Origin of the sequence: Niameybacter massiliensis, from assembly GCF_001282685.1 — a bacterium.
Lineage (GTDB): Bacteria > Bacillota > Clostridia > Lachnospirales > Cellulosilyticaceae > Holtiella > Holtiella tumoricola.
The window spans coordinates 513569-536971 of the sequence record NZ_LN875034.1 but is presented as its reverse complement, the minus strand read 5'-3'; the positions used below and the strand labels follow the sequence as shown (position 1 = coordinate 536971).

Below are 23403 nucleotides of genomic sequence, written 5' to 3'. Positions count from 1 at the left end.
TACACCTCCTAATATCTACAGCGGATTATCACTTTGGATAATCATACTAGACGATTAATAACCGTCCTTAAGTGTTTTCTTACTATCTAGCGTCAACTTTGATATCAACACCAGCTGGTAAGTCAAGACGCATTAATGCATCACCAGTTTTTGGTGTAGCTTCAACGTCAATTAATCTCTTATGAGTTCTCATTTCGAACTGCTCTCTAGAGTCTTTGTACTTGTGTACTGCACGTAAGATTGTTACTACTTCCTTTTTAGTTGGAAGTGGGATTGGTCCACTTACTGTTGCTCCAGTTTTTTTCGCAATATCAACGATTTGCGCTGCAGTTTGATCGATTAATTTGTGATCATAAGCTTTTAATGTGATACGGATTTTTGGGCTTGCCATAAAAAAAGTCCCCTCCTTTTCGTACTTTATTTGAAGCAGCACGACTAGTGGAAACTGTACACTCATCCAGGTGTTTCATAAGCTCAACTTACACAGAGATAACCCCTATGCACTTTCGCTTTACAAAACCTATATAAATGATACAGTGACTTGTCGTCTGGTTTCATGAACCGGACATTCGCTCCTCAGAAATTTGCTTATTTTATAAGCGGTAACCTTCTGAATCATCGTTCTCAATGTCACAACATCTTGATTATACATGATATTACATGTTATTACAAGGTTTTTTTTACTTTTTTCACCGATAATTTTTTCCAACTTCTTTGGTAGAATGTTTAACTCGATGTACTCTCTATTATATACGTTATTTAGGATTTTTAAAGTGAAAGATTTTGGTAATTACCATTCCTATAATTCATTATAATAGGAAGAAACTCGAACTCACTCTTTTAATTCTACCCCTTTCCCCTAAATATATACAATATAATGACAGATCTCATATACTTATACTAACCTTTTTAAGATATCCCACAATATACTTAATTTCGCCAGTAATGAAAGGTTACATTTTATTTATTACATTAAAATAGACATAAAAAAGCACATCCCTAAGGATGTGCTTTTTATAAGCAAGGTTTAAATTATTCGATGATTGATGCAACAGCACCTGAACCAACTGTACGGCCACCTTCACGGATAGCGAAACGTAAACCTTGAGCCATAGCGATTGGGTGAATTAACTCGATAGTCATTTCAATGTTATCGCCAGGCATACACATTTCTGTACCTTCTGGTAATTGGATTACACCAGTTACGTCAGTTGTACGGAAATAGAATTGTGGTCTGTAGTTTGAGAAGAATGGTTTATGACGGCCACCTTCTTCTTTTTTAAGAACGTATACTTGAGCTTTGAATTTTTTATGAGGTGTGATTGAACCTGGTTTACAAAGTACTTGTCCACGTTCGATTTCTGTTCTTTGGATACCACGAAGAAGTGCACCGATGTTATCACCAGCTTCAGCTTGGTCAAGAAGTTTACGGAACATTTCAACTCCTGTACAAACAACTTTACGAGTTTCTTCATGAATACCTACTAATTCAACTTCATCTTGAACTTTAAGAACACCTGATTCTACTCTACCTGTAGCAACTGTACCACGACCTGTGATTGAGAATACGTCTTCTACTGGCATAAGGAATGGTTTGTCAACGTCACGTTCTGGAGTTGGGATGTATTCGTCAACGATTTCGAATAACTCAACAATTTTATCTCCCCATGGACCCATTGGATCGTTAAGAGCTTGAAGAGCTGAACCACGGATGATTGGTGTATCATCGCCTGGGAATTCATATTCGCTTAATAATTCACGAATTTCCATTTCAACTAATTCTAATAACTCATCATCATCTACCATATCACATTTGTTTAAGAAAACAACGATGTATGGTACACCAACTTGGCGTGATAATAAGATATGTTCACGTGTTTGAGCCATAGGACCATCTGTTGCAGCACATACAAGGATTGTACCATCCATTTGAGCAGCACCAGTGATCATGTTTTTAACGTAGTCAGCATGTCCTGGACAGTCAACGTGTGCGTAGTGACGAGCTGGTGTTTCGTATTCAACGTGAGCAGTTGAAATTGTGATACCACGTTCTCTTTCTTCTGGAGCTTTATCGATGTTCGCGAAGTCTACAGCTTCACCGAAACCGTATCTTTCATGAAGAGTTTTTGTAATTGCAGCTGTTAAAGTAGTTTTACCATGGTCAACGTGTCCGATTGTACCGATGTTAACGTGTGGCTTACTTCTTTCGAATTTAGCTTTAGCCATTTTGAATTTCCTCCTTTTATTTGGCTGAGTTTTACTCAGATTAATTTCATTATATTTAATTTCCAGCCACTTTGCAAGTAGCTGGAAAAGTAAATCTATCTAAAAATTAAGCTTTTTTGTCCGCAATAACTTTATCTTGGATATTTTTTGGACATTGTTCATAGTGATGGAATTCCATTGAGTAGTTACCACGACCTTGAGTTCTTGAACGAAGGTCTGTAGCGTAACCAAACATCTCTGAAAGTGGAACGTATGCTCTAATTTCTTGAGCACCATTTCTAGCTTCCATCCCTTCCATACGACCACGACGTGAGTTAACGTTACCGATAACATCACCCATGTAATCATCTGGAACTGTGATGATAACTTTCATGATTGGTTCAAGAAGGATACCACCAGCTTTTTTCATAGCATCTTTAACTGCAAGAGAACCTGCAACTTTGAACGCCATTTCTGATGAATCGACATCATGGTATGAACCATCGTAACACTCAGCTTTAACACCAACTAATTGGTAACCAGCAAGTGGTCCGCTTGAAAGTGCTTCTTGAATTCCTTTGTCAACAGCTGGAATGTATTCTTTTGGAATAGATCCACCAGTAACAGAGTTAACGAATTCATAAGTGTGTTCAGAGTTAGGATCAAGTCTTGTGAAGCGAACTTTACAGTGACCGTATTGTCCACTACCACCTGACTGACGTACGAATTTAGAATCGATGTCAACGTCACCACCAAGTGTTTCTCTGTAAGAAACTTGAGGAGCACCAACGTTAGCTTCTACTTTGAATTCACGAAGTAGACGGTCAACGATGATCTCAAGGTGAAGTTCACCCATACCTGCGATGATTGTTTGTCCTGTGTCTGTATCTGTGTAAGTCTTGAACGTTGGATCTTCCTCTGCAAGTTTTGAAAGAGCAATACCCATTTTTTCTTGACCAGCTTTTGTTTTTGGTTCAATAGCAACAGAGATAACTGGCTCTGGGAATACCATTGACTCAAGGATAACTGGGTGATTTTCATCACAAAGTGTATCCCCTGTTGTAGTTCCTCTAAGACCTACAGCAGCTGCGATATCTCCAGAGTATACTTTGTCGATATCTTTACGATCGTTAGCATGCATCTGTACGATACGGCTAATACGTTCTTTTTTACCTTTTGTTGAGTTGTATACGTATGAACCTGATTCAAGTGTACCTGAGTAAACACGGAAGAATGCAAGTTTACCTACGAATGGGTCAGTCATAATCTTGAATGCAAGAGCAGCAAATGGTTCTTCATCAGATGAATGTTTCTCCATTTCTTCTCCTGTATCAGGATCAATACCTTTAATAGCTGGGATATCTGTTGGTGCTGGCATGTAAGAAATAACAGCATCAAGTAATCTTTGAACCCCTTTATTTCTGTAAGCTGTACCACAGAATACAGGAATAATTTGAACGTTGATTACAGCGTTACGAAGTGCAGCTTTTAACTCGTCAAGAGAAATTTCTTCTCCATCGAAGTATTTCATCATAAGCTCTTCATCTGTTTCACAGATAGCTTCGATAGCAGCAGCTCTGTACTCTTCAGCTTTATCAGCCATATCAGCTGGAATATCTGTACATTCGATATCTTTACCAAGATCATCTTTGTAGATATAAGCTTTGTTTTCTAATAAGTCGATGATTCCTACGAAATCATCTTCTGCACCGATTGGTAATTGCATTGGTACAGCATTTGCACCAAGACGTTCTCTCATCATGTTTACTGCATTGTAGAAATCAGCTCCCATGATGTCCATTTTGTTAACGAACGCCATACGTGGTACATGATATTTGTCAGCTTGACGCCAAACAGTTTCTGATTGTGGTTCAACCCCACCTTTAGCACAGAATACACCGATAGCAGCATCAAGTACACGAAGTGAACGTTCAACTTCAACTGTGAAGTCTACGTGTCCAGGAGTATCAATGATGTTGATACGGTTGTTATCCCAGAAACAAGTTGTTGCAGCAGATGTGATAGTGATACCACGTTCTTGCTCTTGTTCCATCCAGTCCATAGTAGCGCCACCTTCATGAGTTTCCCCAATCTTGTGATTTCTACCTGTATAGAAAAGGATACGTTCTGTAAGGGTTGTTTTACCAGCGTCGATATGAGCCATGATACCAATATTTCTGGTACGCTCAAGTGGATATTCTCTTCCTGCCAAGGTAATGCCTCCTTAAGGTTATAAAACCTAGAATCTGTAATGAGCAAATGCTTTGTTTGCTTCTGCCATTTTGTGTGTATCTTCTTTTTTCTTAACTGATCCACCAGTGTTGTTAAGTGCATCTAAGATCTCTGCAGCTAACGCTTCTGTTGTAGTTCTTTCTCCACGGTTACGTGTGTAAGTTGTTAACCAACGAAGTCCTAATGTTTGACGTCTTTCTGGACGAACCTCCATAGGTACTTGGTAAGTAGCACCTCCTACACGGCGTGCTTTTACTTCTAATACTGGCATGATGTTTTCTAAAGCTTCTTGGAACACCTCTAAAGCATCTCTACCTGTTTTTTCCGCTACGATGTCGAATGCACCGTATACGATTTTTTGTGCAGTTCCTCTTTTACCGTCAAGCATAATGTTATTAATTAATTTAGTAACAAGCTTGCTATTGTATAATGGATCCGCTAATACGTCTCTTTTTGCAACATGTCCTTTACGTGGCACGGTCTTCCCTCCTTAACTAAATTTATGATAAATCATAGGTACTCGTCCCCTTTATAGGGGGATCGTGCGTGCCCTAATCTCATCTATATTAAACGCTTAGTAAGCAGTTTATATTCATAAGCGGGCACCGATAAGTGCTAAGCACTCATCTTAAAACTATTTTTGTTTTGGTCTTTTAGCACCGTATTTAGAACGAGCTTGGTTTCTTTTAGCAACCCCAGCTGTATCTAAAGTACCACGTACGATATGGTAACGTGTACCTGGTAAGTCTTTTACTCTACCACCACGGATTAAAACAACACTATGTTCTTGTAAGTTGTGTCCTTCACCTGGAATGTAAGCTGTTACTTCGATCCCGTTTGTAAGACGTACTCTGGCAATCTTACGAAGAGCAGAGTTAGGTTTTTTAGGTGTTGCTGTTTTTACTGCTGTACATACACCTCTCTTTTGTGGAGCAGAGATATCTGTAGCGCGTTTTTGTAAAGAGTTGAACCCTTTTTGTAACGCTGGTGCAGTAGATTTTTTCTCGATTGATTTTCTGCCTTTACGAACTAATTGGTTAAATGTAGGCATTCTGGCACCTCCTCGCTTAATGAATAATTCCTGCTTATGCAGTATTTACTTGTGCAAACTATCACACACTGAACGATTTTAACATTCTCACATGCAAATGTCAAGGTCAAATTTTGATGGTAAAAAAAGGTCACTCTCCAAAAGAGCGACCTTTTTCCAATATTAACCTTCTGTTACTTCGACTTCTACCTTACGATATCTGTCCATACCAGTACCAGCAGGGATAAGTTTACCAATAATTACATTCTCTTTGAGACCGATAAGTGGATCCATTTTACCTTTAATCGCAGCTTCTGTAAGAACTCTTGTTGTTTCTTGGAATGATGCTGCAGATAAGAAGGATTCTGTCGCAAGAGAAGCTTTTGTGATACCTAATAGAGTTGTTTTACCTGTAGCAACCTCTAACCCCTCAGCAGCCATTTTATCGTTTACATCCTCAAATTCGAGAATGTCAACTAAGCTACCTGGAAGTAGATCTGTATCACCATTTTCTTCAATTTTAACTTTTTTGAGCATTTGTCTAACGATAACCTCAACGTGTTTATCGTTGATATCTACCCCTTGAAGACGGTATACACGTTGAACTTCTTGAAGCATGTAGTCTTGTACGCCACGTACACCCTTAATTTTAAGGATATCATGTGGGTTAACACTACCTTCTGTAAGCTCATCACCGGCTTCAATATAAGTACCATCAAGTACTTTAATACGTGAACCATAAGGAATAAGGTAAGTTTTAGCTTGCCCATTTTCACTATCTGTGATAGTTACTTCACGTTTTTTCTTAGTTTCTGTAATTGTTACAACACCTGGGAACTCTGCAATAATTGCAAGCCCTTTTGGTTTACGTGCTTCGAATAACTCTTCGATACGTGGAAGACCTTGTGTGATGTCATCTCCAGCGATACCACCTGTATGGAAAGTACGCATTGTAAGCTGTGTACCTGGCTCACCGATTGACTGAGCAGCGATAATCCCTACAGATTCCCCTACTCTTACTTCGTTACCAGATGCCATGTTTGCACCATAACATCTTGCGCAAACACCAATTTTTGATTTACATGTAAGTGCTGTTCTAATTTTAACTTTTTCAATACCAATAGCATCAATATACTCTGCTACTTGTGGACGAATCATTTTGTTTGCTTCTACAATCACTTCACCTGTTTCTGGGTGAACAATTGCTTCAGCTGCAAAACGACCTGTAAGTCTTTCGCTTAATGGTTCAATAACTTCTGCACCATCTTTGAATGCTTGAACCCACATACCTGGAATTGTAGCGTCTGCGTCATGACGACAGTCTCTTTCTCTGATGATGACATCTTGAGAAACGTCTACAAGACGACGTGTAAGGTATCCTGAATCGGCTGTACGAAGAGCTGTATCAGCAAGACCTTTACGAGCACCATGGGCAGAGATGAAGTATTCAAGTACTGATAGACCCTCACGGAAGTTAGCCTTGATTGGAAGCTCGATGATACGTCCTGATGGAGAAGCCATAAGACCACGCATACCTGCAAGCTGTTTAATCTGGTTGTTAGAACCACGGGCACCTGAGTGAGCCATCATGTAGATAGGATTATATTTACCAAGTCCTTCAAATAGGGCTTTAGTAATCTTATCATTGGCTGTATTCCATGCTTGAATTACCTTATTGTAACGTTCTTCATCTGTCATAAGACCACGTTTGAAGAGTTTTGTTACATGTTCTACTGCAACATCACCTTCAGCTAAGTATTCGCCTTTTCTCTCTGGAATAACCATATCTGATACTGATACTGTTAATGATCCACGAGTTGAGAACTTAAAGCCTAAATCTTTAATGTTATCAAGAAGAATAGCTGTTTTAGTTGCACCATGTGTATTGATACATTTTTTGATAAGTTTTCCTAGTTCTTTTTTACCAACTAAGAAATCAATTTCGTATTTAAATTCATTTTCTGGGTTTGTACGATCTACAAATCCAAGATCTTGAGGAATAACTTCGTTATAGATAATACGTCCAACTGTTGTTTCAGTAATACCTGTCTTCATTTCACCATTGATTTCAATAGTTCTACGTACTTTAATACGTGCATGAAGTGTAATAACACCGTTTGTATAAGCTAAAATAGCTTCATTTTCATTTCTAAAGAATTTGCCTTCGCCTTCTTCGCCTTCTTTATCAAGTGTTAAATAATAAGTACCAAGAACCATATCCTGTGAAGGAACTGCTACTGGACCACCATCTGATGGTTTAAGTAAGTTGTTTGGCGCTAAAAGAAGGAAACGACATTCTGTTTGTGCTTCTACAGAAAGTGGAACGTGAACCGCCATCTGGTCACCATCGAAGTCAGCATTGTAAGCTGTACATACAAGTGGGTGAAGTTTAAGTGCACGACCCTCTACAAGTACAGGTTCGAATGCTTGAATACCTAAACGGTGAAGTGTAGGCGCACGGTTAAGCATAACTGGATGCTCACGGATAACTTCTTCAAGAACATCCCATACTTCTGGATGAAGTCTTTCAATCATATGTTTAGCATTTTTAATGTTGTGTGCTAAGCCATCAGAAACGAGTTTTTTCATAACGAATGGTTTGAATAACTCGATAGCCATTTCTTTTGGTAAACCACATTGGTAAAGTTTAAGTGATGGTCCTACTACGATAACAGAACGTCCTGAGTAGTCAACACGTTTACCAAGTAAGTTTTGACGGAAACGACCTGCTTTACCTTTAAGCATATCAGATAAAGATTTAAGTGGTCTATTTCCAGGGCCTGTAACTGGTCTACCACGTCTACCATTGTCGATAAGTGCATCAACAGCTTCTTGAAGCATACGTTTTTCATTACGAACGATAATGTTTGGTGCTCCAAGATCAAGAAGACGTTTAAGACGATTATTACGGTTAATAACTCTTCTGTAAAGGTCGTTTAAGTCTGATGTAGCAAAACGTCCACCATCAAGTTGAATCATAGGTCTTAAGTCTGGTGGTAATACTGGTACAACATCAAGAATCATCCATTCTGGTTTATTACCAGAAAGTCTAAATGCTTCGATTACTTCTAAGCGTTTAATAATACGAATTCTTTTTTGTCCTGTAGTATCTTTAAGTCCTGCTTTAAGTTCGATACTTTCTGCTTCAAGGTCGATATCTTGAAGAAGTTTTTTAATAGCCTCTGCACCCATTTCTGCGGTAAATGAGCCATAGCCATATTTTTCTTCTGCTTCTCTGTACTCTTTTTCTGTAAGTACTTCTTTATATGATAACCCTGTATCTTTAGGATCTGTAACAATATAGCATGCAAAATAAAGGATTTTTTCTAATAATCTTGGTGAAAGATTAAGAATAAGCCCCATTCTACTTGGGATACCTTTAAAGTACCAGATGTGAGACACAGGAGCTGCAAGCTCGATGTGTCCCATTCTTTCACGGCGTACTTTTGCTTTTGTGACTTCAACACCACAACGATCACAAATTACACCTTTATATCTGATACGTTTGTATTTACCACAATGACATTCCCAGTCTTTGCTAGGTCCAAATATTTTTTCACAGAATAGCCCGTCTCGTTCAGGTCTTTGTGTACGGTAGTTAATTGTTTCTGGTTTTTTTACTTCTCCTCTAGACCATTCACGAATTTTTTCAGGGGAAGCTAATCCAATTCTTATTGCTTCAAATAGGACTGATTGATCCATATTAGTCATGACCTTTACTCCCTTCTAAGCTTTTATAAATCAAAATCATCTACTGGTTCTTCGAATAAATCATCGACAACTGACTCATCAAAATCAAAATCTAAAGATTCTTCTTCTAGATCTGCTTCTACTTCTAAATCAGTTTCCGCTAATTCTACATCATCATCGATAAACTCTGGATTTTGTGGTGCATCTTCGATACCTTCAATATTAACAGCTACGATTTCTCCATCTTCAACACTTTCTTTGATTTGAAGTTCGTCCATATCACTTGTTAATACTCTTACATCAAGTGCGAGTGATTGAAGCTCTTTAAGAAGAACTTTGAATGACTCTGGAATACCTGGTTCAGGTATATTTTCGCCTTTAACGATTGATTCATAAGTTTTAACACGACCAACAACGTCGTCAGATTTAATTGTAAGGATTTCTTGTAATGTGTACGCAGCACCATAAGCTTCAAGTGCCCATACCTCCATCTCTCCAAAACGTTGTCCACCGAATTGTGCCTTACCACCAAGAGGTTGTTGTGTAATTGTTGCATATGGTCCTGTTGAACGTGCATGCATTTTATCATCAACTAAATGGTGAAGTTTGAGGTAGTGCATGTAACCTACTGTTACAGGGTTATCAAATGCTTCACCTGTACGTCCATCACGAAGTTGTACTTTACCTGTGTGGTCAAGAGGAACACCTTCCCACTCTTTACGGTGGTCTAAGTTTTCTTCAAGGTAGTTGTATACACTTTCATCAATACGGTCTTTCCATTTTTCAGTGAATTCTTCCCATGTATTATTAACATAGTCATTCGCCATTACAAGTGTTTCCATGATGTCAGACTCGTGAGCGCCATCGAATACTGGTGTTGCAATTTTAAAGCCAAGTGCTTTAGCTGCAAGACCTAAATGGACTTCTAATACCTGTCCAATGTTCATACGTGATGGTACCCCTAGTGGATTAAGAACGATATCAAGTGCTCTACCATTTGGAAGGAATGGCATATCTTCTACTGGAAGAACTCTTGAGATAACCCCTTTATTACCATGTCGTCCAGCCATTTTATCCCCAACAGAGATTTTTCTCTTTTGAGCAATATAACAACGAACCATTTTGTTTACACCTGGAGATAATTCATCACCATTTTCACGTGTAAATACTTTAACATCTACGATAATACCAGCTTCACCATGAGGTACACGAAGTGATGTATCTCTTACTTCACGTACTTTTTCACCGAAGATTGCACGAAGTAATCTTTCTTCAGCTGTAAGTTCAGTTTCACCTTTTGGTGTTACACGACCTACTAAGATGTCTCCAGAACGTACTTCCGCACCAATACGGATAATACCTCTTTCATCAAGGTCTTTAAGTGCATCTTCACCTACGTTTGGAATATCACGAGTGATTTCTTCTGGACCTACTTTAGTATCACGTGCTTCAACTTCATATTCTTCAATATGAACAGAAGTGTAGATATCTTCTTTAATAAGTCTTTCACTTAAAAGGATAGCATCCTCATAGTTGTAACCTTCCCATGTCATGAATCCAATAAGTGGATTTTGACCAAGAGCAAGTTCACCATGATCTGTTGATGGACCATCTGCAAGTACATCACCTTTTTTGATCACATCACCTTTGTTGATGATAGGTCTTTGATTGATACATGTACCTTGGTTACTTCTTGAGAATTTAGTTAATTTATATGAGTGTTTTTTACCGTCTTCTGAACGGATAACAATTTCATCTGCTGTTACTTTTTCTGCAATCCCATCTTCACGAGCTACTGCAAGTACACCTGAGTCTACTGCCGCTTTGTGTTCCATACCTGTTCCTACAATAGGACTATTTGTACGGATAAGTGGTACTGCCTGACGTTGCATGTTGGCACCCATTAGGGCACGGTTCGCATCATCATTTTCAAGGAAAGGAATCATAGCTGTCGCAACAGATACAATTTGTTTTGGAGAAATATCCATAAGGTCAATTTCTTTGTAATCGAATTCTAGAATTTCTTCACGACGACGCGCTCTTACTTTTCTATTGATGAATTCGCCATTTTCATTGAGATCTTCTGTTGCTTGACATACTGTGTAGTTTTCTTCTTCATCAGCTGTAATATAAATTACATCATCAGTTACACGTGGTGTACCTGTTGATTTATCAATTACACGGTATGGTGCTTCAATAAAGCCGTATTCATTAATACGTGCAAATGTAGCAAGTGAGTTGATAAGACCGATGTTTGGACCCTCTGGAGTCTCGATTGGACACATACGACCATAGTGAGAATGGTGAACGTCACGAACCTCGAAGCCAGCACGTTCTCTTGAGAGACCGCCAGGACCTAATGCTGATAATCTACGTTTATGTGTAAGCTCAGCAAGAGGGTTGTTTTGATCCATGAACTGTGAAAGCTGTGAACTACCAAAGAATTCTTTAATAGCAGCTGTAACAGGTCTAATGTTAATGAATGTTTGAGGACTGATGCTCTCAGAGTCTTGAACTGTCATTCTTTCACGTACTACTCTTTCCATACGAGCAAGACCGATACGGAATTGATTTTGAAGGAGTTCTCCTACAGCACGGATACGACGGTTACCAAGGTGGTCAATGTCATCTTTATGTCCTAAATCATATTCAAGATGAATATTATAATTAATAGAAGCAAAAATATCTTCTAAAGTGATATGTTTTGGAACAAGTTCATTATGTCTTGCAATAACTGCAGCTCTAATATCGTCTTCTTCATCAAATTCTTCAATAATACGTACCAATGCTGGATAGTAAACTGCATCTTTGATGCCTACTTCATCAACATTAATATCTGGGAAGAAATGATTAAAGTCTACTGTTTGGTTAGTAAGAACTTTAACTGGACGATCTGTTTCTGCTACTGCGATATAGATATGAGGTGCTCCAGTGTTTTGGATCTTGTCAGCTAAAGCAACTGTGATTTTTTCACCTGCTGTTGCTACAACTTCACCTGTGAACATATCTACTACATCTTCAGCAAGTTTATGACCTGTAACACGGTTTCTTAATGCTAATTTTTTATTGAATTTATAACGACCTACTTTTGCAAGGTCATATCTACGAGGATCAAAGAACATATTGCCAAGAAGTGTTTGCGCACTTTCAACTGTTGGTGGCTCACCTGGACGAATACGTTTGTATATTTCTAAAAGCCCTTCTTCATATGTCTTAGTAGTATCCTTTTCGATAGTTTGAAGAATTTTTGGTTCTTCTCCAAATGTATCAAGAATTTCAGCATCACTGCCGAGTCCTAATGCACGTAAAAGAACTGTAACTGGTACTTTACGTGTACGGTCTACTCTTACATAGAAGATATCATTTGAATCTGTTTCATACTCAAGCCATGCTCCACGGTTAGGAATAACTGTTGCAGAGTAAAGCTTTTTACCGATTTTATCAAAATCGATTGCATAATAGATCCCTGGAGAACGTACTAACTGGCTAACGATAACACGCTCAGCCCCATTAATAATGAAGGTTCCGTTTTCTGTCATAAGAGGGAAATCTCCCATGAACACATCATTATCAATTGTTTCTCCTGTTTCTTTGTTGTGAAGTCTTGCTTTTACTTTAAGAGCGGCACTATAGTTAGTATCTCTCTCTTTTGCTTCTTCTACTGTGTATTTAGGTTTGCTGTCTAAAACAAAATCTACAAACTCAAGGCTAAGGTTGCCATTGAAATCTGTAATTGGAGAGATATCTTGGAATACTTCTTTAAGCCCTTCTTTGAGGAACCAGTTGTAAGAATCTTTTTGTACCTCTATAAGGTTTGGTATTTCAAAAATCTCATCTGTTGAAGCATAGCTCATACGAATTTGTTTGCCCACATTAATTGGACGAATCTTAGATTTTTGCATGTGTTCTCTCACCCCTTGCAAAATTTATAAATCATGCAGCATGCTGCATTATTCCGAGTAAATCTTAAAGTGACATAATCTTATAAACTATTGTAGATTTTTACATCGTTATACATTTAAGTTAGATTATGTATTGTAATGTTTTTACCAGTATGATATAATATTTACAGAAATATTTACATACTGACACATTCTAATATGCTATCAGAAAAAAAAGGGTAAGTCAACCCTTTTTCCTTATTTTTGGCTAAGCAATTTTAAATATAACATTCAAGGTAGTTACTTTCAAGGGGTAACTGCCTCTTTTTTATCTCTTTAATTCTAAATTATTCATGGAAAAAAATAAAAGGCAGCAATTGCTGCCTTTTAGCATAACCGGAATTATTTTAAAGTTACTTGAGCGCCAACTTCTTCTAATTTAGCTTTGATTGCTTCAGCTTCATCTTTAGAAACGCCTTCTTTAAGAACTTTTGGTGTTCCTTCTGTTACTTCTTTAGCTTCTTTTAAGCCAAGACCTGTAATTTCACGAACAACTTTGATTACTTTGATTTTTTCTGAACCAGCGCTTGTTAATTCAACGTCGAATTCTGTTTTTTCTTCTGCTGCTGCACCTGGTGCTGCTGCTACCATAACGCCTGCTGCTGCTGATACACCGAACTCTTCTTCACAAGCTGTTACTAAATCGTTTAATTCTAAAATTGTTAATTCTTTAATAGCTTCCATGATTTCTTGGATTGATAATTTTGCCATTGTAAGCACCTCCGTAATTTTAATTACTAATTAATTATTAATGTAAATTTAACTCTAGGCAGATTATTCTGCGTCTTTTTCTGCAACTTGTTTAATAACACGTGCAAAGCTTGCAATAGGTGATTTGATGCTTCCAAGTAAACGACCAAGTAATTCTTCTCTTGGTGCGATATTACCGATAGCTAACATCCCATTTGCATCATAGTAAGTACCTTCTACTACGCCACCTTTAAATTCTAACTTTTCGTTAGCTTTAGCAACTTTAGCTAATACTCTAGCTCCAGCAGTTGCATCATCATAGCTGATAGCGATAGCTGTAGGTCCTTCAAGATGTTTAGAAATTGCTTCGAATTCTGTTCCTTGAACTGCGAAGTTTACCATAGTGTTTTTGTATACTTTGTACTCAACACCAGCTTCACGAAGTTCTTTACGAAGAACTGTATCTTGTTCTACAGTAAGACCACGGTAGTCTACTAAAAGGATAGAACTAGCTCCTTCTAATTTTGCTTTGATTTGATCAACAACAACTTGTTTTTGTTCAACTTTTGCCATTGTTACACCTCCTAATTCCAGGTTATGTCAAAAAAATACCACTTTGCTTTTTTCCGCAGGCAAAGTGGTGATACATCCGTCCATAGTATGATATAGACCTCGGTAGGTTGTATACGTTATGCCTTTCGGCACCTACTGTCTGCGGTACAGTATTCATTTTCAACACTTAAGATGATAACATGTCCATCTTAAGTTGTCAACATTTATTAGCTACCAGTTTCTGTTAATTATTCAGCTTTAGCTGGGTTGATTTTTACACCAGGGCCCATTGTTGAAGAAACAGAGATACTACGAAGGTATTGACCTTTAGCAGCAGCTGGTTTTGCTTTTATGATTGCACTCATTAATGTGGAGAAGTTTTCTTGTAATTTTTCTTGACCGAATGAAACTTTACCTACTGGAACGTGGATAATGTTTGTTTTGTCAAGACGGTACTCAATTTTACCAGCTTTGATATCATTGATTGCTTTAGTAACGTCCATAGTAACTGTACCAGCTTTAGGGTTTGGCATTAAGCCTTTTGGTCCAAGAACACGACCTAAACGACCTACAACACCCATCATGTCTGGTGTAGCAACTACAACATCAAACTCGAACCAACCTTCATTTTGGATTCTTGGGATTAAATCTTCAGCACCTACGAAATCTGCACCAGCAGCTAAAGCTTCATCAGCTTTTGCACCTTTAGCAAATACAAGTACTCTATGAGTTTTACCAGTACCGTGTGGTAATACTACCGCACCACGTACTTGTTGATCAGCATGACGGCTGTCAACACCTAATTTGATGTGTGCTTCAACTGTTTCGTCGAATTTTGCACTTGACGCTTTTACTACTAAATCAAAAGCTTCGTTTGTATCGTATAAGCTTGAACGATCTACAAGTTTAGCAGCTTCGATATATTTTTTTCCTCTTTTCATAACGTTACCTCCTTGTGGTGTTATCGGGGACTATGCCCTCCCACGTACTATATACGCGCTCAAATTATTTTTAAATTAGTTTTGAATTAACCTTCAATAACGATTCCCATTGAACGTGCTGTACCAGCAATCATGCTCATAGCAGATTCAATGCTTGATGCATTAAGGTCTGGCATTTTAAGCTCTGCAATTTCTCTGATTTTAGCTTCAGTGATTTTTGCAACTTTTGTTTTGTTTGGTACTGCTGAACCAGATTGAATGTTAGCTGCTTTTTTAAGTAATACAGCTGCTGGTGGAGTTTTTGTGATGAAAGTAAAACTTCTGTCAGCATATACAGTAATTACTACTGGGATAATAAGACCAGCATCTTTTGCTGTTCTTTCGTTGAATTCTTTTGTGAAACCAACGATATTAACACCATGTTGACCAAGAGCTGGACCAACTGGTGGTGCAGGAGTTGCCTTACCTGCTGGAATTTGTAATTTGATCATTCCTGTAACTTTTTTAGCCATCTTAGTTACCTCCTAAAGAAAATGTGGTATTCGCGGGGAATTCCCTCCCACTCGCGCGTTGCTTGTAAAATTATAAAACTAAACTTGTTTTAGATAAATCTTTCGATCTGATCGAAGCTTACCTCTACTGGGAATTCACGTCCGAATCCATGAACAGATACAATAACTGCCTCTTTTGCTTCATGAATTTCTCTTACGATTCCCTCAGAATCTTGGAAAGCACCAGATAAAATCTTCACTGCATCTCCAATTTCCACTTGTGGGCGTAAAACGCTAATATCAATTCCCATGCTTTTGATTTCATCGACAGATAAAGATACCGGTTTAGAGTCTGGACCTACGAATCCTGTAACACCACGGGTGTTACGTACGACATACCATGTATCATCTGTCATAACCATTTTGATTAGTACATATCCAGGGAAAGTTTTTCTCTGTACGGTTCTTGTAGTTCCGTTTCTTTCTTCAACTTCATCTTGCATAGGAACTTCAACCACATGGATTAAGTCTTGCATATTACGATTTTTAATAGCTTTCTCAATATTAGCTTTTACTTTGTTTTCATATCCAGAATATGTGTGTACCACATACCATCTTGCCTCATCCATTGTTGTTCCTCCAATTATACTACTTGACGTAACAGTTGTAGAGCGTAACTAAATACCGCATCCATTCCAAAAATTATAATTGCAACTATTAGTGCAAATATGATTACATTTGCAGTCTTAACTATAAGTTCTGATTTGTTTGGCCAAACTATTCTTTTACTTTCTGCTATGAAGTCTTTAAAAAATTCAACCATTTTCTCATCCTCCCTGGTTAATACTGATTCATACACTCTTATTTTTTAGTTTCTTTGTGAAGTGTATGTGTTTTGCAGAATTTGCAATACTTTTTAGTTTCCATGCGATCAGGATGTGCTTTTTTATCCTTTGTCATGGTGTAGTTTCTACGCTTGCAATCCTCACAAGCTAAAGTAATTTGTACTCTCACGATTGACACCTCCACTTGAGTTAAAGCTCTTAAAAATTGCCATAAAAAAAAGACCTATTTAGGTACAAGTCTAATATAGCATACTGTGAAATACACAGTCAAGAGGATTATTCCTCAATTATTTGTTAATTTTTATCATTTATTAGCTTTTTGCATACTTTCAAAAACTAATTGTGATGTGATTTGTATTTTAACATCACTTTATGTATTTAGCAATAGGAAGATTCATGCAATCCTATGAACTTTCGTAATCTATAAACCTAATGTCTCATTTATAGATTACGTGTTCAACTTATAAACTAGTGATCTCCATTTACAATAACATCTAATTTTCCTGTATAAGGATCCATAATCACACCATGGATACGTATGTCCTTCGGTATTAATGGATGGTTTTTGATACTCTCTACACTTTCCTTAATAGCTTCTTCTACAGATTCAAATCCATGTAGCCACTTCTTAACATCTATGCCCGCATGATAAAGCGTAGAGATTATATTTTCCTCAATACCTCTTTGTTTCATTTTCTCCACAAGAACATCACTATCTAGATTACTCATCCCACAACAGTGATGGCCTACCACAATGACATCTTTTGCCTCAAATTCATAGATTGCCACTATGATACTTCTAATAATACTTCCAAAAGGATGCATAACCGTTGCGCCTGCATTTTTAATAATCTTTGCATCCCCATTTTTGATATTCATCGCCTTAGGTAATAACTCTGTAAGTCTAGTATCCATACAAGATAGAATAACTAACTTCTTCTCAGGATTTTTAGTGGTTATATAAGCCTCATAAGCTTTTTCATCGACAAACTGAGCATTGTACTTTAAAATTTCATCTAATCTTGAACCTTTATAATCCATTATGCCTCTCCTTATATAACCTTATACTCTATTTTGCTATTTTTTACTCTTTACTATGTTGCTTATAAGCATTTGCAACTTGAGCCTGACTTTTAGGGATTTCTACTTTTTCTGTAAGACGTCTTAGAAGATCTTGCATGATAAGGACATTTTGCTGTTCTAATTGAATAACCTTATCCTTAAGTCCTAAAACATGTGAGACCGTTTGCTTAAGTAACTTTTGTATTTCTGGATCTGTAATTTCAGCTTTATCCCTATTATAAATCCCTTGGAAAATTTGCTCTGTTTTTTCTAATTCTAATGTGACTTCATTTTTATAAGCTGCCATCTCTTCTATTAAATCTAAACTTTCCCCTGCATGGTTACTATCAAGTAATATGGTCGTTTGGTTCTGAGTAATCGTATAGATTTGGTTTAAATACTCTATGATTTGATTAAGACTTGCAAAAAGTTCTTCCATATCTCTCACCTACCTTTTATCGTAGAAAATCCCTTCTTCATCGGATAGATCATAAGGGTTATTATAAACATCATTTACATGTTGTCTTTGGCGTAAATCTTGAATTTGCTGACGTGTTTTTTGAAGATTTACCTTTACTTCTTCAAATTGACGATTAAACTCCGCATTATTAGCTGTATCTAATGCCACGATTTGTTTGAGTAAATCCTCATGTCTTTCTTCTTTTGCCTCTGGCATCTTTTCATGAAGTGCCTGTAATGCATCTATCTGCTCTTGCTTTTGCTCTAATAAGCTTTCAAAGGCTTCTAAATCTTCTTGTTGTAACGCTGATTGTTGCTTAAGAGTAAGAGCTAAAATTGCTTCTAAAAGTTGTTGTTTCATAACGCCTCCGCTGATAAATAGAATCTGTTATTGTATTTATCGTCACATTAGGAGAAGTTCTATATAGACTTAATCTAAGGTAAATAAATCTCTTATCTCATTTTCTGTCATTTGCCCAATCAATGTATGTCCTTCTGTTAAGACGTTATCCGCTAAACCAATCTTTCTTTCTTGAAGCTCTTTGATTTTTTCTTCTATAGTATTTTGCGTAATCAGCTTAAAGACTTGTACATTCTTCTCTTGTCCAATACGATACGCACGGTCTGTCGCTTGGTTTTCACTTGATACATTCCACCATGGATCATAATGAATAACAATATCTGCACCTGTTAAGTTCAGTCCTGTTCCTCCTGCTTTTAATGAAATAAGGAAAATAGGTGTGGTATCTTCATTAAAGGCTTCTACCATAGCAAGACGTCTATCTGCCCTTGTCTCACCTGTTAACTTATAATAACGAATATCTCGTTTTTCTAACTCTTCACCTATTTTCTCAAGCATAGTCGTAAACTGAGAAAATAGAAGAATCTTGTGTCCTGCTTCTATACTATCTTCTATAAGTTCGAGACATTGATCCAATTTACTACTACCACCTTCATAATCTTCAAGGAACAATCCTGGATGGCAACATAACTGTCTCAAACGTGTAAGCATGGCCAAAATTTTGATATGGCTTTTGCCTAAACCTTTTTCTTTAACTTCCTTATTAAACTCCTTTTGCATCATAGCAAGATGCGCTTTATAAAGGGTTGCTTGTTCCTCTTCCATGCGGTTAATAATGATGGTTTCCGTCTTATCTGGAAGCTCTTTAAGCACTTCTTTTTTCAAACGTCTAATAATAAATGGTGCCACCATACTACGTAAGCGATTGATTGCACGTTCATCTTCAAACTTCACAATAGGTGTTTCAAAACTTCCTTTGAACCTTAAGTAATTGTATAAATAGCTTGGCATGATAAAGTCAAACACACTCCACAGCTCTGCTAATGTATTTTCTATAGGTGTACCTGTCAATGCAAAACGCACTTCACTCTTAACCATCTTTAAGGCTTGGGCATTTTGTGTATTGGGATTTTTGATATAATGGGCCTCATCAGCTATACAGAATCTAAAGTTTAAGTCCTCATAATAATCGATATCACGCTTTAACGTATCATAAGATGTAATGACTACATCATAATCTGCAATGCTTTCGATTCGCTCTCTACGACTTTCAAAGTCACCTGCTAGAACCAATACACTCAGTTCTGGTGCAAACTTCATAATCTCACGTTCCCAATTTAAAACAAGAGAGGTAGGTGCCACAACTAAACTTGGATGAGCCTTCTCAGCTTTCTCTGAAAGGAATAAAGCGATGACTTGAAGTGTTTTACCAAGTCCCATATCATCAGCAAGTATGCCACCAAATCCATAGGCCGCCATCGTCTTTAACCATCTATACCCCACTTTTTGATAACTTCTTAAAATACGTTTAAGTGTAGCTGGCACTTCATAATCTGTATCTTCTACATTTTTGATATCCCTTATAATTTGCTTAAAGTACTTATCACGTTCAACTTGAATCTCATCACTTTTCTTAAGGATTTGATCTAAGTATAAGGCTCTAAACTTAGGAAGCTCTACTTCCCCTTGCAAGATAGTATCATAATCTAGATCCAGTCCTTCTAAGATAGCTGCTAATTGCTCCACATCATGAGCCTCTGTATTAATAAAGGCACCATTTTTAAGACGATAGTACTTTTTCTTTTGTTTATAAGCGAAAATAACGGCTTCTATTTCTTCAGCGGTCATATTGATCTCTTGAAAATTCACTTTAAGCAGATCACTTTCTATCTTAATGCCAATCGAACCTATTGTTGGCTTCTTAAACTTCATCTGCTTTAAGTCTTCTGATATATGAATTTCAGCTAACTCAAGTAAGGTTTCTACTCCTTCATTTAAGAAATCATAAATGGCTTCTTCTTCATCTAAATGAATTTGTCCATTACGATTTTTGAAAGGATATTGAGCGAGAAGATTGTTAAAAGCATGTTCTTTACCCACTTCACGTGCTACTTCAACCTGTACATTATCCCCTGAATCATAAGGATTAAAACTGGTATGTCCATACTTGAAGGTGACTTTTCCTACTATATTATTGTTGCTATCCTTATCTAAGAAAAGTTTAATCTCAAGCTTAGGTGGATCATACTCTTCTAAAAGCCTTTGATCAATTTCTAATGCTACTTGACGTTTAATCTTCGGCAATATGGTCAGCACAAAACGTTGCCATCCTCTTTCATCAAAGGCTAACACATTGGTATGCATGTCGTGCATAAAGATTAAAATCGGCATAATGGCATCTGCATAAGTCTTACTACACTTATACAATCTATCTTCCATCATAATATAGCTACTCTTAGGATATTTAATCAGCTCCCATGGTTCTTTTTTCAAAGTTAATATAAATTGAGTGTCTTGTTGCTCAGCCTTAAAGAATAGAACAGGATTCTCTCTTATTAAAGTTAAACTATTCCCTACGCCCCCTTCATAGGCAATACTCTTCCCTTCTAAAAGTTCAAATAACTTATCAAATCCTTGAGTCGTTAAAGTTAATAGCTTCTTATCCATACGACTCCCTTTTCCGTTCATTAGGATCTGATCCGTTAACATCTGCTTGGCAATAACCTCATCTACAAACCATTCTACAAAAGGTCTATCTTCTTCTTTAAAAGCCTCTATATGATGGATAAAAGAAAGGTTCTTGCCATAATCTAGCTGCTCCTCATTGACAATGGCAGAAGCAAAAGCAATGACATCCTTCACAATGTACATACGGTCTTCTCCTATTTGCAGACTGAGACCGTAACGATCTCCCCATAAATGATTGAGCTTTGGCTGTACACTAATATAACCCTTCTTCAACACTTGCACTTGTTTTGTCACTTCATTCTCATAGAAATCTAACATCTGCGCACCATAAATCTGCTCGATAGGCTGTACTTCTACCGAGCCCTCTTTCATACGCACACAAAACTCAATGAGCAATGCCGCCACATGCTCACAAATATACCAATTGCCATAAGGCCCATTACAGGTACACTTATGTGTGACACGTCCTGCATCATTAAGCTTCACTAAAACATCTATAAGTCTTCCTCTATCTTCTACACACCCTTGGACTTCATAACCCTCAGGTGACTTAAAAACTTGAATATGCTTTACAAACCCCAAACCGTACAAATGCTTAGCATCATTAAAGATTGTCGCACTTGAACACATCTCTTTAATCTCTTCTAATGTAATCATCGCCTGCTCCTTACACATTCTCTTTTGTTCAATACCTATCCTTACAGTATAACCCATTTAAAAAGAATGTAAAAGTTATTGGCTTGTTTCTATGTATTACCTCATGGTATTAGCTTATGATTTAATCGCTCTTTTTGTTGTGTTTTTGTACAATATACTCTAGTCCCATCTAAGCATTTTTAACAAAATCAATCTTTTTGCTTTATATTTGGGAGACTTTTTTTATTTTTCGTGTATATATAGGTATACAGTTTTTATGGTGAGGTATGTTGCATGCTTCATGCTAAAAATTGTAGGCCACAGAATAAGAGAAAATTTTATAGCCCTTTGCGACGAATTTTCTCTTGCTGCGGCGTATGTATATATATAAGGTATAAACACCTTATAGGTATCCTATAGGACAAGTCCTAGGCCCCTTGTTCCTCCGATACCCGTCTAAGAAAGATTAAGCACATAAGGCTCCTCCTCCCTGACTTATAAACTTACCTTTCTTAGACACCCAGTCCTATAGGTTGTGGCAACTGTAGGTAACTGGTCACCATATAACTAAATAGTGTCTTCCACCTCAAAATAGCCCATACCTAATGTATACACAATCTGTTACCCAGACAACGTATGAGGTAAATCCGGCGTACATACGGTCAGCCTTGGGCACCTGGCATAATACATCCATTAGGGATCCCTGTCACTGCAGGCACACCAACGCGGCACGCATGTAGCGCGGTAAGTCCAAGAGTACCACGTCTACGGAACAGCTCTGTCTATACAACGGTTACTGCTACATACTAGGAAGATACTTATACGTTATAACCTTGCCACACAATACAAGAAGCCACCTTAAGTCAGTCTTTGCGCAAGCAGGGAGGAAAAGACTGACTTAGGGTGGCTTCTTGTGCGTTGAAATAAAACTATTAAATTGCCACGTTCCTGATGCACTACGTAAGATGCAATGCATTAAGAGTTACTAAAAAAGAGAAATAGTCTAGTTAGACTATTTCTCTTTTTATTATGTACTTATTAAAGTTTAACGTTAATCGTGCTACCTAAGTTAGGATTGACTGAAAGCTCCATACTCTTAAGCATATCTGCCATAGCTTGTCCTGTTTGCTCTCCCATATCCATAGAAAGCTTAGTAACAGCTACACCTACTTGCGTCCCTACGTTCATTTGGCTAAGTGCCATTGATAATGCTGCGATATCCATATTGGATCACATCCTTTAGTCTGTATATGTTTACTACTACTTTGCCATCTTAATCACTTGTTGCCAAGTATCACGATACTCACGAATGAGTTCTCTCGCATCGATAACTTTTTGTGGATTCTTTTGGATATTGCCTTCTATTAAAAGTTGTCTAATAAAAGTATAAAGCCTATCCATTTCTTGACCCACTTCATATTTTGTATCTAATGTTGCTTGAAGTTCAGTAATAATATCTTGAACACGTAAATTAGATTGATTTGCTTTTTGTACATCCTTTTGTTCCATTGCCTCAAGAGTGAGATTACAAAATTTAATTGCACCATTATATAGCATTAATGTTAATTCTCCTGGTGATGCGGTCATGATGGAATTATTTTGATATTGTTGATATGGATTAGTTATCATTACTGTCCTCC

The 23403-nt window shown here is 37.3% G+C and carries 20 protein-coding genes and 1 other annotated feature; all 20 genes read right to left on the bottom strand.

The features are described from left to right. Nucleotides 1–82: 82 nt before the first annotated feature. Nucleotides 83–391 (bottom strand): 30S ribosomal protein S10, encoded by a 309-nt coding sequence (rpsJ, locus tag BN2390_RS04860; protein ID WP_053983227.1) that lies wholly within the window; start codon nt 389–391, stop codon nt 83–85. A gap of 641 nt (nt 392–1032) precedes the next feature. After that, a complete protein-coding gene (gene tuf / locus BN2390_RS04855) occupies nt 1033–2226 on the bottom strand; it encodes an elongation factor Tu (protein WP_053983226.1) in 1194 nt (397 codons plus the stop codon). Between the two features lie 106 nt (nt 2227–2332). Next, complete coding sequence (gene fusA, locus BN2390_RS04850; RefSeq protein ID WP_053983225.1) at nt 2333–4417, bottom strand: elongation factor G; 2085 nt, start codon at nt 4415–4417, stop codon at nt 2333–2335. 27 nt (nt 4418–4444) lie between these two features. After that, nucleotides 4445–4915 (bottom strand): 30S ribosomal protein S7, encoded by a 471-nt coding sequence (rpsG, locus tag BN2390_RS04845; RefSeq protein WP_053983224.1) that lies wholly within the window; start codon nt 4913–4915, stop codon nt 4445–4447. Nucleotides 4916–5071: 156 nt separating this feature from the next. After that, the gene (gene rpsL, locus BN2390_RS04840; protein ID WP_053983223.1) at nt 5072–5488 is read right to left on the bottom strand and encodes a 30S ribosomal protein S12; all 417 of its coding nucleotides are present in this window, start codon (nt 5486–5488) and stop codon (nt 5072–5074) included. Nucleotides 5489–5650: 162 nt separating this feature from the next. Further along, entirely contained in the window at nt 5651–9178 is a 3528-nt protein-coding gene (gene rpoC, locus BN2390_RS04835) for a DNA-directed RNA polymerase subunit beta' (RefSeq protein ID WP_053983222.1), read from the bottom strand. Between the two features lie 23 nt (nt 9179–9201). Beyond that, the gene (gene rpoB, locus BN2390_RS04830) at nt 9202–13059 is read right to left on the bottom strand and encodes a DNA-directed RNA polymerase subunit beta (RefSeq protein WP_053983221.1); all 3858 of its coding nucleotides are present in this window, start codon (nt 13057–13059) and stop codon (nt 9202–9204) included. Between the two features lie 381 nt (nt 13060–13440). Then, nucleotides 13441–13809: a 50S ribosomal protein L7/L12 gene (rplL, locus tag BN2390_RS04825; protein WP_053983220.1), complete on the bottom strand. Its 369-nt coding sequence runs from the start codon at nt 13807–13809 to the stop codon at nt 13441–13443. Nucleotides 13810–13872: 63 nt separating this feature from the next. Next, entirely contained in the window at nt 13873–14361 is a 489-nt protein-coding gene (gene rplJ / locus BN2390_RS04820; RefSeq protein ID WP_053983219.1) for a 50S ribosomal protein L10, read from the bottom strand. Between the two features lie 23 nt (nt 14362–14384). Further along, nucleotides 14385–14524, bottom strand: a sequence feature (ribosomal protein L10 leader region). Between the two features lie 64 nt (nt 14525–14588). Next, on the bottom strand, nt 14589–15281 hold the full coding sequence (gene rplA, locus BN2390_RS04815) for a 50S ribosomal protein L1 (protein ID WP_053983218.1): 693 nt from the start codon (nt 15279–15281) through the stop codon (nt 14589–14591). 86 nt (nt 15282–15367) lie between these two features. After that, nucleotides 15368–15793, bottom strand: a complete 426-nt coding sequence (gene rplK, locus BN2390_RS04810; RefSeq protein ID WP_053983217.1) for a 50S ribosomal protein L11 — start codon at nt 15791–15793, stop codon at nt 15368–15370. An 89-nt stretch (nt 15794–15882) separates the two neighbouring features. Continuing rightward, on the bottom strand, nt 15883–16401 hold the full coding sequence (gene nusG / locus BN2390_RS04805) for a transcription termination/antitermination protein NusG (RefSeq protein ID WP_053983216.1): 519 nt from the start codon (nt 16399–16401) through the stop codon (nt 15883–15885). 14 nt (nt 16402–16415) lie between these two features. Further along, entirely contained in the window at nt 16416–16595 is a 180-nt protein-coding gene (gene secE, locus BN2390_RS04800; protein ID WP_053983215.1) for a preprotein translocase subunit SecE, read from the bottom strand. Between the two features lie 38 nt (nt 16596–16633). Beyond that, nucleotides 16634–16786, bottom strand: coding sequence for a 50S ribosomal protein L33 (gene rpmG / locus BN2390_RS04795; protein ID WP_053983214.1), 153 nt, complete (start codon nt 16784–16786; stop codon nt 16634–16636). 299 nt (nt 16787–17085) lie between these two features. After that, on the bottom strand, nt 17086–17658 hold the full coding sequence (locus BN2390_RS04790; RefSeq protein ID WP_053983213.1) for a beta-class carbonic anhydrase: 573 nt from the start codon (nt 17656–17658) through the stop codon (nt 17086–17088). A 43-nt stretch (nt 17659–17701) separates the two neighbouring features. Beyond that, on the bottom strand, nt 17702–18118 hold the full coding sequence (locus BN2390_RS04785) for a hypothetical protein (protein ID WP_053983212.1): 417 nt from the start codon (nt 18116–18118) through the stop codon (nt 17702–17704). 9 nt (nt 18119–18127) lie between these two features. After that, a complete protein-coding gene (locus BN2390_RS04780) occupies nt 18128–18499 on the bottom strand; it encodes a flagellar protein FliT (RefSeq protein ID WP_053983211.1) in 372 nt (123 codons plus the stop codon). A gap of 69 nt (nt 18500–18568) precedes the next feature. Next, on the bottom strand, nt 18569–21841 hold the full coding sequence (locus tag BN2390_RS04775; protein ID WP_082238586.1) for a DEAD/DEAH box helicase: 3273 nt from the start codon (nt 21839–21841) through the stop codon (nt 18569–18571). A 960-nt stretch (nt 21842–22801) separates the two neighbouring features. Then, a complete protein-coding gene (locus tag BN2390_RS04770; RefSeq protein WP_053983209.1) occupies nt 22802–22987 on the bottom strand; it encodes a YjfB family protein in 186 nt (61 codons plus the stop codon). Between the two features lie 36 nt (nt 22988–23023). After that, nucleotides 23024–23392, bottom strand: a complete 369-nt coding sequence (gene fliS, locus BN2390_RS04765; protein WP_053983208.1) for a flagellar export chaperone FliS — start codon at nt 23390–23392, stop codon at nt 23024–23026. Nucleotides 23393–23403: the final 11 nt, after the last annotated feature.

Coding starts and splice junctions, on each gene's coding strand:
- rpsJ (WP_053983227.1), bottom strand. CDS start 391: ATGGCAAGCCCAAAAATCCGTATCACATTAAAAGCTTATGATCACAAA.
- tuf (WP_053983226.1), bottom strand. CDS start 2,226: ATGGCTAAAGCTAAATTCGAAAGAAGTAAGCCACACGTTAACATCGGT.
- rpsL (WP_053983223.1), bottom strand. CDS start 5,488: ATGCCTACATTTAACCAATTAGTTCGTAAAGGCAGAAAATCAATCGAG.
- rpoC (WP_053983222.1), bottom strand. CDS start 9,178: ATGACTAATATGGATCAATCAGTCCTATTTGAAGCAATAAGAATTGGA.
- rpoB (WP_053983221.1), bottom strand. CDS start 13,059: ATGCAAAAATCTAAGATTCGTCCAATTAATGTGGGCAAACAAATTCGT.
- rplL (WP_053983220.1), bottom strand. CDS start 13,809: ATGGCAAAATTATCAATCCAAGAAATCATGGAAGCTATTAAAGAATTA.
- rplJ (WP_053983219.1), bottom strand. CDS start 14,361: ATGGCAAAAGTTGAACAAAAACAAGTTGTTGTTGATCAAATCAAAGCA.
- rplA (WP_053983218.1), bottom strand. CDS start 15,281: ATGAAAAGAGGAAAAAAATATATCGAAGCTGCTAAACTTGTAGATCGT.
- rplK (WP_053983217.1), bottom strand. CDS start 15,793: ATGGCTAAAAAAGTTACAGGAATGATCAAATTACAAATTCCAGCAGGT.
- nusG (WP_053983216.1), bottom strand. CDS start 16,401: ATGGATGAGGCAAGATGGTATGTGGTACACACATATTCTGGATATGAA.
- secE (WP_053983215.1), bottom strand. CDS start 16,595: ATGGTTGAATTTTTTAAAGACTTCATAGCAGAAAGTAAAAGAATAGTT.
- BN2390_RS04790 (WP_053983213.1), bottom strand. CDS start 17,658: ATGGATTATAAAGGTTCAAGATTAGATGAAATTTTAAAGTACAATGCT.
- BN2390_RS04785 (WP_053983212.1), bottom strand. CDS start 18,118: ATGGAAGAACTTTTTGCAAGTCTTAATCAAATCATAGAGTATTTAAAC.
- BN2390_RS04780 (WP_053983211.1), bottom strand. CDS start 18,499: ATGAAACAACAACTTTTAGAAGCAATTTTAGCTCTTACTCTTAAGCAA.
- BN2390_RS04775 (WP_082238586.1), bottom strand. CDS start 21,841: ATGGGTTATACTGTAAGGATAGGTATTGAACAAAAGAGAATGTGTAAG.
- BN2390_RS04770 (WP_053983209.1), bottom strand. CDS start 22,987: ATGGATATCGCAGCATTATCAATGGCACTTAGCCAAATGAACGTAGGG.
- fliS (WP_053983208.1), bottom strand. CDS start 23,392: ATGATAACTAATCCATATCAACAATATCAAAATAATTCCATCATGACC.